The 11,870-nt window shown below is 69.7% G+C and carries 10 protein-coding genes; 3 read left to right on the forward strand and 7 right to left on the reverse strand.

Annotation, left to right across the window (positions count from 1 at the left end):
* The first annotated feature begins 95 nt into the window (after window positions 1-95).
* Genes efeU through efeB form a run of 3 tightly spaced genes read left to right on the forward strand, consistent with a single transcriptional unit; the run spans window position 96 to window position 3,303 of the window.
* Window positions 96-932: an iron uptake transporter permease EfeU gene (gene efeU, locus B0I29_RS19645; RefSeq protein WP_111650459.1), complete on the forward strand. Its 837-nt coding sequence runs from the start codon at window positions 96-98 to the stop codon at window positions 930-932.
* An 8-nt stretch (window positions 933-940) separates the two neighbouring features.
* Window positions 941-2,071, forward strand: a complete 1,131-nt coding sequence (efeO, locus tag B0I29_RS19650) for an iron uptake system protein EfeO (RefSeq protein ID WP_375790643.1) — start codon at window positions 941-943, stop codon at window positions 2,069-2,071.
* Entirely contained in the window at window positions 2,068-3,303 is a 1,236-nt protein-coding gene (gene efeB, locus B0I29_RS19655) for an iron uptake transporter deferrochelatase/peroxidase subunit (RefSeq protein ID WP_111650461.1), read from the forward strand. The genes efeO and efeB overlap by 4 nt, the downstream gene beginning before the upstream one ends.
* 3 nt (window positions 3,304-3,306) lie before the next feature.
* On the opposite strand, the gene B0I29_RS19660 is transcribed toward efeB, so the two are convergent.
* The 7 genes from B0I29_RS19660 to B0I29_RS19690 form a co-directional block, all read right to left on the reverse strand.
* Window positions 3,307-4,275, reverse strand: a complete 969-nt coding sequence (locus B0I29_RS19660; RefSeq protein ID WP_111650462.1) for an aldo/keto reductase — start codon at window positions 4,273-4,275, stop codon at window positions 3,307-3,309.
* A gap of 12 nt (window positions 4,276-4,287) precedes the next feature.
* Complete coding sequence (locus B0I29_RS19665; RefSeq protein ID WP_111650463.1) at window positions 4,288-5,100, reverse strand: ABC transporter ATP-binding protein; 813 nt, start codon at window positions 5,098-5,100, stop codon at window positions 4,288-4,290.
* Window positions 5,097-6,131: a FecCD family ABC transporter permease gene (locus B0I29_RS19670; protein ID WP_111650464.1), complete on the reverse strand. Its 1,035-nt coding sequence runs from the start codon at window positions 6,129-6,131 to the stop codon at window positions 5,097-5,099. Before B0I29_RS19670 ends, B0I29_RS19665 begins: the two co-directional genes overlap by 4 nt.
* The gene (locus B0I29_RS19675; protein WP_111650465.1) at window positions 6,128-7,171 is read right to left on the reverse strand and encodes a FecCD family ABC transporter permease; all 1,044 of its coding nucleotides are present in this window, start codon (window positions 7,169-7,171) and stop codon (window positions 6,128-6,130) included. Before B0I29_RS19675 ends, B0I29_RS19670 begins: the two co-directional genes overlap by 4 nt.
* The gene (locus B0I29_RS19680) at window positions 7,171-8,208 is read right to left on the reverse strand and encodes an iron-siderophore ABC transporter substrate-binding protein (RefSeq protein WP_111650466.1); all 1,038 of its coding nucleotides are present in this window, start codon (window positions 8,206-8,208) and stop codon (window positions 7,171-7,173) included. Before B0I29_RS19680 ends, B0I29_RS19675 begins: the two co-directional genes overlap by 1 nt.
* 97 nt (window positions 8,209-8,305) lie before the next feature.
* On the reverse strand, window positions 8,306-10,039 hold the full coding sequence (locus B0I29_RS19685; protein ID WP_111650467.1) for an ABC transporter ATP-binding protein: 1,734 nt from the start codon (window positions 10,037-10,039) through the stop codon (window positions 8,306-8,308).
* Entirely contained in the window at window positions 10,036-11,781 is a 1,746-nt protein-coding gene (locus B0I29_RS19690; RefSeq protein WP_111650468.1) for an ABC transporter ATP-binding protein, read from the reverse strand. The genes B0I29_RS19685 and B0I29_RS19690 overlap by 4 nt, the downstream gene beginning before the upstream one ends.
* Between the last annotated feature and the right edge of the window lie 89 nt (window positions 11,782-11,870).

Below are 11,870 nucleotides of genomic sequence, written 5' to 3' on the forward strand. Positions count from 1 at the left end.
GGGTCACCGGCAGCCCCCTGGACTGTTAGGCCAGCCATGCCTAATCTACAGTCTGTAGGAGCAAGGTTAGGCAAGCCTAAACGAGAAGAGAGTCCATGCTCGCCACCTACCTCATCGGCCTGCGCGAAGGGCTCGAGGCCACCCTGGTGGTCAGCATCCTGATCGCGTTCCTCGTCAAGGCCGACCGCAAGGACCGCCTCCCCCAGGTCTGGGCCGGCGTCGGACTCGCCGTCGCGCTGTCCGTGCTCTTCGGATGGCTGCTCAGCTACACCTCGACCACCCTGCTGCGCGACTACGACCAGCGCGAACTCTTCGAGGCGATCACCTCGATCCTGGCCGTCGTCTTCGTCACCTGGATGATCTTCTGGATGCGCCGGGCCGCCCGCTCGATCGCCGGTGACCTGCGCGGCAAGCTCGCCGAAGCCCTCGCAGTCGGCTCGATCGCGGTCGCCGTGATGGCATTCCTGGCCGTGGTCCGCGAAGGACTCGAAACCTCGCTGATCTTCTACTCCGCGGTGCAGGGCGCGAGCATCAACGGCGGCCCGCTGTACGCACTGCTCGGCGGCATCGCCAGCGCCGTCCTGATCGGCTTCCTGATGTACGCCACCGCGGTCCGCATCAACCTGACCGTCTTCTTCACCATCACCGGCACACTGCTCATCCTGGTGGCCGCCGGCATCCTGAAATACGGCGTCCACGACCTGCAGGAGTCCGGTGTCCTACCCGGACTGAACACCCTCGCCTACGACATCAGCGCCACCCTCGACCCCTCGGCCTGGTACACGGCGCTGCTCACCGGCATGTTCAACGTCACCCCGACGGCCACGGTCCTCGAGGTCGCGGCCTGGGTCGTTTACGCCGTACCCGTGCTGTTTCTTTTCCTGCGCCCCACCGGGCGCAAGCAAGCCCTCAAGCCCGTGCCGCAGACCTAGGAGAAATAGTGCGCACAACCCCCCTCGCCGTCACCGCCGTCGCGGCGCTCGGCCTGACGCTGACCGCCTGCGGCTCCAGCGACGCGACGAGTGAAACAAAAACAGGCCCTATCGCGGTCGCCGCGACCGACACCGCCTGCGAGGTCGCGAAGACCGCCGTCGACGCCGGCACCAACGTCTTCGCCATCACCAACAAGGGCCAGAAGGTCACCGAGTTCTACGTCTACGCCGCCGGTGACCGGGTCATGGCCGAGGTCGAGAACATCGCGCCCGGGCTGTCGCGCAATCTGCACGTCGAGCTGCCGGCCGGCACCTACGAGACCGCCTGCAAGCCCGGAATGATCGGCAAGGGCATCCGCGGCCAGCTCACCGTCTCCGGCTCGGCCGCGCCGCTGACCGACGACGCCGCGCTGCTCGCCGCCACCGAGAGCTACTCGCGCTACGTCAAGAGCCAGACCGGCGCCCTGGAGGAGAAGACCACCGAGTTCGTCACCGCGGTCAAGGCCGGCAAGGCCGACGAGGCGAAGGCGCTGTTCCCGATCGCCCGCACCTACTGGGAGCGCATCGAGCCGGTCGCCGAGATCTTCGGCGACCTCGACCCGCGCATCGACGGCCGCGAGGAGGTCACCGAGGAAGGCCTCACGTTCGGTGGCTTCCACCGCATCGAGAAGGACCTCTGGGAGACCAAGGACATCTCCAAGTCCGGCCCGATCGCCGACCAGCTGCTGACCGACGTCAAGGAGGTCGTGCAGAAGGCGAACGCCGAGAAGCTGTCCCCGCTGCAGCTCGCCAACGGCGCGAAGGCCCTGCTCGACGAGGTCGCCGCCGGCAAGATCACCGGCGAGGAGGACCGGTACTCGCACACCGACCTCTGGGACTTCAACGCCAACATCGAAGGTTCCAAGGCCGCGATCGCCTCGCTGCGCCCGGTCCTCGAGGAGCGTGACCCGGCCCTGGTCAAGACCCTCGACACCGAGTTCACCAACGTCGACACCACCCTCGCCAAGCACCGCTCCGGCGACGCCTGGAAGCTGCACACCGACCTGTCGCAGGCCGACCTGAAGGAACTCTCCGACGCCATCAACGCTCTCGCCGAGCCGATCAGCCAGGTGGCCGCTGTGGTCGCCAAGCAGGCATGACCGGAATCAATCGCCGCCGCGCCCTCACCCTTGCCGGGGTGGGGGCCGCCGGCGTTGCCGGCGCAGCGGCTGTCGCCGCAACAAAATTCAAAGGCGACAGCGAGGGTACGCCCGAAGCGGTCCCGTTCTCAGGACAGCACCAGGCCGGCATCGTGACCCCGGCCCAGGACCGGCTGCATTTCGTCGCGTTCGACGTGGTCACCAAAGACCGTGACCGGCTGATCCGGATGCTGAAGGAGTGGACCGCCGCTGCCGCCCGGATGACCGCCGGCCAGGACGCCGGTGAGATCGGCGCGGTCAACGGCATCCCGGAGGCACCGCCGGACGACACCGGCGAGGCCCTCGACCTGCCGCCGGCCTGGCTGACCCTGACGATCGGCTTCGGGCCGGGTCTGTTCCAGCGTTTCGGGTTGAGCGCGAAGCGCCCGCCGGCGCTTGAGGAACTGCCTCGGTTCACCGGGGACACCCTCGACGCCGCCATCTCCGGCGGTGACATCTGCGTGCAGGCCTGCGCCAACGATCCGCAGGTCGCGGTGCACGCGATCCGCAACCTGGCCCGCATCGGGATGGGCGCGGTCAGTGTGCGCTGGTCACAGCTCGGGTTCGGGCGTACCTCGTCGACCACCACCGGCCAGACCACCCCGCGCAACCTGTTCGGCTTCAAGGACGGCACCCGCAACCTCAAGGCCGAGCAGCCCGACCTGCTGCGCGAACACCTCTGGGTGCAGCCCGGCGACGGCCCGGACTGGATGGCCGGCGGCTCCTACCTGGTCAGCCGCAAGATCCGCATGATCATCGAAACCTGGGACCGGTCGTCGCTCGCCGAACAGGAAATGATCATCGGCCGGCGCAAGGGCTCCGGCGCGCCACTCGGCTCCGACGACGAGTTCGAGGAACCCGACTTCACCGCGGTCGGCGCCGACGGCACCGAACTGATCGCCAAGACCTCCCACGTACGGCTCGCGCACCCGGACACCAACGCCGGCGCCCGGATGCTGCGCCGCGGCTACAACTTCGTCGACGGCTCCGACGGCCTCGGCCGGCTCAACGCGGGCCTGTTCTTCATCGCCTACCAGCGCGATCCGCGGACCGCGTTCATCCCGGTCCAGCGCAGCCTGGCCGCCAACGACGAGATGAACGAGTACGTCCGCCACGTCTCCAGCGCCCTGTTCGCCTGCCCACCCGGCATCACCGCCCCCGACGACTACTGGGGCAGCGCCTTGTTCTCCTAGACGTCACCACCAGTAGTTGTCCTGCGGGGTGTAACCCTTTTCGAGGTCGGCGATCTCCCCGCCGGACAGCTCCAGGTCCAGGGCGGCGACGGCGTCCTGCAGATGGTTCGGCTTCGTGGCGCCCACGATGGGGCAGGACACCACCGGCTTGGACAGCACCCACGCCAGGGCGACCTGCGCCATCGGGACCGCCCGGGCCTCGGCGACCTTCTGTACGGCGTCCACCACCGGTTGATCGGCGTCCCGGTCGAACGCCGTGGCGACCGCGTCCGACGACGACCGCGCGGTCTGCTGACCCCACGGCCGGGCCGCGCGGCCCTTCGCGAGCGGTGAGTACGGCGTCAGCCCGACACCCTGATCGAGGCACATCGGGATCATGTCCCGTTCTTCCTCGCGTTTGAGCACGTTGTACTGGTCCTGCATCGCCGCGAACGCCGTCCAGCCGTTCACCACGGCGGCATGCTGCATCTTCGCGAACTGCCACGCCCACATCGACGACGCACCGAGATAGCGCACCTTGCCCGCCCGGACCAGCCCGTCCAGCGCCGCCATGGTCTCCTCGACCGGGGTCTCGTCGTCGAAGCGGTGCACGTAGTAGACGTCGATGTAATCGGTGCCCAGCCGCCGCAGCGACGCGTCCACCTGCTCCAGAATCGCCTTGCGGGACAGCCCGCTGCCGCCGGGGCCGTCGTGCATCCGCCCACTGACCTTGGTGGCCAGCACGATGTCCTCGCGGCGGGCGAACCGCGTGATAGCCCGCCCGACGAACTCCTCCGACGTCCCACCCTGATAGACGTTCGCGGTGTCCCAGAACGTCACCCCGAGCTCGACGGCCTGCCGGAAGAACGGCGCCGCGGCATCCTCGTCCAGCGTCCACCGATGCATGCCCGCCGCGGCATCGCCGTAACTCATGCACCCCAGCCCGACCCGGCTCACCCTCAGCCCGGTCCGCCCCAGCCGCGTGTACTCCATGCCCCTATCGGATCACACCGCCGTCGACGACACGTGGTGGCGGCCGATCGGCAGCATCAGCGGTTTCCCCGACACCGGGTCGGTGATGACCTGGCTGTCCAGGCCGAACACCGCCCGTACGCACTCCTCCGTCAGCACCTCAGCCGGCTCCCCGGTGGCGTGCAGACCACCACCCGCCAAAGCGATCAGGTGATCGGCGTACCGGGCCGCCATGTTCAAATCGTGCAGCACCATCACGATCGTGGTGCCCCGGGCCGCGTTCAGATCAGTGAGCAGGTCCAGCACCTCGACCTGGTGGCTGACGTCCAGGAACGTGGTGGGTTCGTCGAGCAGCAGCAGGTCGGTCTGCTGGGCGAGCGCCATCGCGATCCACACCCGCTGGCGCTGGCCGCCGGACAGCTCGTCGACGGGCCGGTCGGCGAGATCCGCGGTGTGGGTGGCATCCAGGGCTGCGGCCACGGCCACGTCGTCGTCCTTGCTCCACCGCGACAGGATCCGCTGGTGCGGGTTGCGGCCGCGGCCTACCAGGTCGGCGACGGTGATGCCTTCCGGCGCGATCGGTGACTGCGGCAGCAGGCCCAGCGTGCGGGCGAGTTCCTTGGCCGGCATCCGGTGCACTTCGCGGCCGTCGAGCAGCACGTGCCCGGCACGGGGTGCGAGCAGCCGGGACATGGCCCGCAGCAGCGTCGACTTGCCGCAGGCGTTGGCGCCGACGATCGCCGTGATCCGGCCGGGCGGGACGAGCAGGTCGAGGCTGTCGATCACGATGCGGTCGGCGTACCCGACGGTCAGTTTTTCGACGGTCAGAGAGTGAGTGGTGGTCACAGGGATCCTCCCGCGCGGTTCGTGCGGACGAGCAGAAAGATGAGGTAGGGCGCGCCGAGCACGCCGGTGATCACGCCGACCGGGAACCGGGTGTCGAACGCGAACTGGCCGATGAAGTCGGCGACCAGCACGAGCAGCGAGCCGACCAGCGCGGACGGGATCAGCAGCGAGCCGCCGGGGCCGACCAGGCGCGCCGCGATGGGTCCGGCCAGGAAGGCCACGAACGCGATCGGGCCGGTGGCTGAGGTCGCGAACGCGATCAGGCCGACTGCCGCCACGATCGAGACCAATCGGGTACGTTCCAGTCGGGTACCGAGCGCCGCGGCCGTGTCGTCGCCGAGTTGCAGCATCGTCAGGTTGCGGGCCTGGGCGAGCAGGATCGGGCCGAAGACGAGCAGGGCCAGCAGCACCGGCACGGTCTCGTCCCAGGTGGAGCCGTTGAGGCTCCCGTTGAGCCAGCGGGTCGCCGCCTGCAGATCCCACTGCCCGGCCTGGTTGAGGATGTACGAGGTGGCGCTGTTGAGCATCGCGGCGATCCCGATGCCGATCAGCACGAGCCGGGTGCCGGCCACACCGTCCTTGAACGACAGCAGGTAGATGAGCAGCGCGACCCCGAGCGCGGCCACGATGGCGAAGATCGAGACGCCGGTCTCGTCGAGGCTGAGCACGATGATGGCGAACGCCGCCGCCGCGCCGGCCGCCGAGCTGATCCCGATGATGTCCGGGCTGGCGAGGGGGTTGCGCAGCATGGTCTGGAACGTGACACCGCCGATGCCGAAGCACAGTCCGGTGACCAGGGCCAGCACCGCGCGCGGCAGCCGCAGCTCACCGACGGTGAAGGAGGCGCCGGGCACGGTCTCGCCGAGGATCACCCGCAGCACGTCGCCGGGTGGGTAGAACGTCTGCCCCACCATCAGTGAGACGGCGAAGATCGCGGCAACGGCGATCCCGAGGGCGGTCAGCACGGTGTGCCGCCGCCGGTTGCGCCGGACCCGGCCGCGGGTGACCGCTTCAAGGGTCGTGGTGCTCACAGCTCCCGCACTTTCTGCCGGCGGACGATGGAGATGAAGAACGGTGCGCCGATCAGGGCGGTGATGATCCCGGCCTCGATCTCGTCGGGCCGGTTCACCACCCGGCCGATGACGTCGGCAAACGTCAGCAGCACCGCGCCGGTAAGGGTGGCGAACGGCAGCAGCCAGCGGTGGTCGAGGCCGACCAGCAGGCGGCACATGTGCGGGACGATCAGGCCGACGAACGCGATCGGCCCGGCGATGGCGGTGGCGGCGCCGCACAGCACGACCGCGCCGAGGGCGGCGGTGGCGCGGATCAGGGCGACGCGTTCGCCGAGGCCGGCGGCGAGGTCGTCGCCGAGCGCGAGGGAGTTCAGCGGCCGGGCGCAGAGCAGGCAGATGACCAGGCCCGCGATCAGGAACGGCAGGACGTTCCCGATGCTCTCCCAGGACGCGCCGCCGACTCCGCCGACCTGCCAGGACTGGAAGTTCTCGGCGACGTCGCCACGCGGCAGCACGACCGCGACGACCAGCGACGCCAGCGCGGCGGAGGTGGCCGCCCCGGCCAGCGCGATCTTGAGTGGGGTGGCGCCGCCGCGGCCGAGGGAGCCGACGCCGTAGACGAATACCGTCGCGACGGCCGCGCCGGCGATGGCGACCCAGATGTACTGGGTGGCGGTGGACAGGCCGATCGTCGTCATGGCGACGGCGATCGCCAGCATGGCGCCCATGTTCACGCCGAGGATGCCGGGGTCGGCGAGCGGGTTGCGGGTGACGCCCTGCATCACCGCACCGGACAATCCGAGAGCCGCGCCGACCAGGACCGCGAGGATCGTACGCGGGATGCGCTTGACGACCGCGGCCTGATCGAGAGTGTCGTTGGCGCCGCCGAAGGCGGCGGTGATGTCGTCGAAGCCGACAATCCGGGAGCCGAAGGCGACCGAGGCGAGCATGACCGCGACCAGCACCGCGACGACGACCAGCAGCCAGGCCAGGCGCACCCGGGCCGGGCGTCGCAGCAAGGCGACGTCCGGCCCGGACGGAGTATCCAGTTGCGTCATCAGATCTTGTCGGCGGCCTTGCCGAGCAGGTCGACGTAGTCCTTGAGGACGAACGAGACGGCCAGCGGCGTCGGGTTGGCGGCGGTCGCGACCGGGGTGCTGCCCGGCAGCGAGACGAACGAGCCACGGGCGATCGCCGGGATCTTGGAGAGCAGCGGGTCCTTCTGCAGGGTCGCGAGGGTGGTGCCCTCGGCGTCACCGTAGGTCACGATGATGTCGACGTCGCTGAGGTTCTGGACCTGCTCGGCGCTCTGGGTGAGGCTGAACTCCTCGGTCGCGGCGGACGCCTTCTCGATGCTCGCCGGGTGCTTCATGCCGAGGTCGGTGAAGAACTGCGCGCGGGTGTCGTGCGTGGTGTAGAAGCTGATCTTGCTGAGGTCGGTGGGGTCGATGTGGGTCAGGAACATCACCGACTTGCCGGCCAGCTTCGGGTACCGCGCGGCCTCGTCCTTCATCTGCTTCTCGATGGTGCCGATCAGCTTGTCGCCCTCGGCGGCAAGGCCCAGGGCCTTGCTCTCCAGCTGGATGCTCTCGCGCCAGGACGTCGACCACGCGGTCTTCGGGTACGCGACAACCGGCGCGATCTTGCTCAGCGTGTCGTAGTCCTGCTGGGTCAGCCCGGAGTACGCGGCCAGGATGACGTCCGGCTTGGTGTTCGCGACGCCTTCGAAGTCGATGCCGTCGGTCTCGTCGAACAGCACCGGGGTCGGCGCGCCCAGTTCCTTGAGCTTCGCGGCGTCCCACGGCAGCAGGCCGTCGCCGTCCTCGTCGCCGAAGTTGGCCTTGGCGTACCCGACCGGCACGATCCCGAGGGCCAGCGGCACCTCGTGGTTGGCCCAGTTCACGGTGGCGACGCGTTCCGGCTTCTTCTCGATCGTGGTGGTGCCGAAGGCGTGGGTGATGCTGACCGGGAAGCTCGCCGCGGCGCTGCCGGCGGTGGCGGGATCGCTCTCGGTGTCGGACGATTCGCCGCAGGCGGTGAGCGCCAGGGCGGCCGTGACGGCGACGAGTCCCGTCAGGAACCGGTTTGCACGCATGAAACTGAACTCCCATTCAATAACTGGTAAGGCAAACCTAACCTAACAGTCCGATGAACAGGCTTCATGATCGACTCCTGCCCGCTGGCGGTATGCCCTAATTGCGGGCGGACCAGGCCGCCCAGAGCTGGGCATAACGCCCGCCGCCGACGACCAGCTCGGCGTGCGATCCACTCTCGACGATCTCGCCGTGTTCCATCACGATGACCCGATCCGCCGACGCCGCCTGGGTGAGACGGTGGGCGACTACCAGCGCGGTCCTCCCGCGCAGCACCGCCATCGCCGCCTGCTCCAGATCACGCGCTCCGGCGCTGCCCGCCTCCGCCGTCGCCTCGTCGAGGACCACGACCGGCGGGTCCAGCAGCACCACCCGGGCCAGCGCCAGCTGCTGCGCGCGGGCCGCGGTGAGCTGATGCCCGCCGTCGCCGACCACGGTGTCCAGGCCGTCGGGGAGCTCGCGCACCCAGGACAGCGCGCCTACCCGGGACAGCGCCTCGGCCACCTCGTCGTCGGTGGCGCCCGGCCGGGCCAGGCGCAGGTCCTCCACCAGAGGGCCGGCGAACACGTGCGTTTCCTGGCTGACGATGGCGATCGTGTCGGCGGGCAGGTCCGAGACGGCAATGCCGCCGATGGAGGCGTACCCATGAAGGGGGCGCAAGATGCCCGCGGCGAGGGAGGCGGCGGTGGTTTTGCCTGCGCCGGTGGAACCGACGAGCGCAACCGTTTCGCCGGGCGCGACCCGCAGGGAGACGTTGCGCAGCACGGGCGCGGGACCGCCGTAACTGAAGGTGACGTCGTCGAGGACGAGGTCATGGCCAGCCGGCCGGCTTCCCAGTCCGCGAACTTCGATGTCCATGTCGAGCACGCCGACGAGCCGGGCCAGGCTGGCGCCCGCGTCCTGCGCCTTGTCGAAGGTGACCATGAGCAGGGCGATCGGGCCGAACAGGCGGTGGAACAGCAACGCGGCCGCGGAGACCTCACCGACCGTGACGGCACCCGAGCGGGCGAGCACAAAACCGACCACCAGGACGGCGCCGAGGCCGGCGAGTTCGGCGCGGTGGATCCGGCCGATGAAGCGGGTGTAGAGCGCGAAGACGCCGATCGATATGTCGCGGGCGCGGGCCGACGCGGTCTCGATGCCGGCGAGGTGCCGATCTTCCAGGTGGTAGGTGTGGACCGTGCGGGTGCCCTGCATGCTCTCGACGAACAGCTGGGATCGTTCGGCGATCGCGACGCGTTCCGCGGCGTAGGACGGTGCGGCGCGCGGCAGGTACCAGCGCAGCCCGATCACGTAGAGCGGCACCGCGACCGCTCCGGCCAGACCGAGCCGCCAGTCGATGCCGGCGATCGTGGCGAGGCTGATCACCGACAGCAGCACCGCCGAGATCATGCCCGGCAGCACGTCCGTGACGGCCTTGCCGATCGCGGCGATGTCCGCGCCGACCCGCGACAGCAGATCACCGCGCCCGGCCCGATCGAGGACCAGAGCGGGCAGCCGCAGAGCGGTCGCGACGGTGCGTTCACGCAGGTCAGCAAGGATCCGCGAACCCAGCCGGTTGATCAGATATCCGCCGAATCCGGTCGCCGCGCCACCCACCACCGCAGCGATCACGATGGTCACCCCGACGGTCACGATCGCGCCGATTTCGGCGCCGGCTCGGACTCGATCAACAAGCAGACCCAGAGCGTACGCCGGAACGACTGACGCCGCGGCGGCCAGCAATCCGGCGGCCAGGGTGAACAGCGCCTCACGCGGCCGGGAGCGCAGTTCCGTGGTCAACCAGGCCCGGGTCTCGCGCGGGCCGGCGATCGGCAGCAGCTGATCGGTCATCGCAGTACCGTCCGGCGGTAGGAGTCGTCGCCGGCGACGAGATCGGCGTGCACGCCCTCGGCGGTGACCGTGCCGTCGCCGATGACGACGACTCGGTCAGCGGCGGCGAGCAGAGCCGGGCTGCTGGTGATCACAACGGTGCTGAACAGGCTTGCTGCCCCGGCCTCGCTTTCTGTCCCGGCCCCGCTTTCTGTCCCGGCCTCGTTTGCTGCGCCGTGCCGCAGTGCTCGGATCCCGCCGGCGATGGCGTGTTCGGTGACCGCGTCCACGGCGGTCGTCGGGTCGTGCAGCACCAGCAGCGGCGGCTGGGCCAGCAACGCCCGGGCCAGCGCGACCCGTTGCCGCTGGCCGCCGGAGAGGTTCGCGCCGCGTTCGGCGATCGGCGCATCCAGGCCGTCCGGGTGCAGGTCGGCGACCTCGTCGGCCGCAGCGGCCCGCAGCACTTCGGCGAGCCGGTCACCGCCGTCGTCGTGGACGTCGATGTTGGAGGCGAGCGAGCCGGTGAACAGGTCGGTGCGGTGCGGTTCGACGTGCAGCAGGCGGCGGGCCCGGGCGCGGTCGACGGTTTCCAGGGGTTCACCGCCGAGCAGGATGTCGCCCTGATAAGCGTCGGGCACGGCCAGCAGCCGCATCAGCGCTTCGGCGTCGGAGGGGCGTCTGGCGACGACGCCGACGAACTCGCCAGGCTTAATGTGAAGGTCGAGACCGGCGAGCGAGCCGTGCGTGACCCCGATCAGGCGAAGATCGCAGCTCAACGAATCAGGGTCGGCAACGCCGTCCGGCAGGATCAGCCCGGCCTGCACCACCGACGCGACCCGGTCGGCGGCGGCGCGTGCGGCGGCGACCCAGCTCGGCACCACGGCCAGGGTGCCGAACGGTTCGATGAGGAACTGCGCGGACCCGATCACCGTGATGAACTGGCCGACCGTGATCCGGCCGGTCAGCGCGAACCAGCCGGCCGCAATGGCGACACCACCGGCGAGCAGGGTGCTCAGTGTTGTGGAGGCGCCGAGGTACGCGTTCTGCGTACCCGATGCTCGTAATGTCGCGGCGAGTGACTCGCGGCTGACCAGCCGGTAACGCGCGGAGGCCGCGTCCTGCACGCCGATGCCCCGCAACGGGCGCATCCCGGTGACCAGGTCGGTGGCGAGCGAGGTGGCCCGGCCGGCCTGGTTCTGCTGGTCGGCGACGCGGCGGGCGATCAGCGGCGCGGTGAGATTCAGGATCGCCAGTACGACCGGCGTCGCGACCAGCACGATCACCCCGAGCGGCGCCGAAATGACCAGCAGCGTGATCGCGCTGACCGCCACGGCCAGCACCGCGCTGGTGATCCGCGGAATGTGATCGAGGAAATAGGACGTCAGGTCGGCGTCCGTGGTGGACACCGTGAGCAGGTCACCGGCGTGCCGGTCGGTACGCAGCCCGCGTGGGTGCAGGATCTGCGCGGCGACCTCGACCCGCAGCCGGTGGCCCTCCTCCGCGATGGCCCGCTGCAGGTGCCGCGCCCCGAAGCGGTAGGTGACCGCCAGCACGAGGTACGTCACCGCGAGCACCGGGATCCAGATCAGCAGCGCGGTCAGGTCACCGGGGCCGACGGCCTGATCGACGATCACGCCGATCACTACCGGCACGAGCGCCGCGCAGATCTGGTAGATGCCGGCCAGGCCGGTGCCGGTCCAGAGGTGCCGGCCGTTGCGGGCGACCGCCCGGCGCAGGATCGCGGTGCCGGGTGCCTTCAGCATTGCTCGACAAGCCCCTAACTAAAAGATCAAGTTAGGTCAGCCTAACTCCTTCGCTGATCAGGTGCCGCACCCGTCTCCTGCTGCTCCTT

This window comes from Actinoplanes lutulentus, assembly GCF_003259845.1.
Lineage (GTDB): Bacteria > Actinomycetota > Actinomycetes > Mycobacteriales > Micromonosporaceae > Actinoplanes > Actinoplanes lutulentus.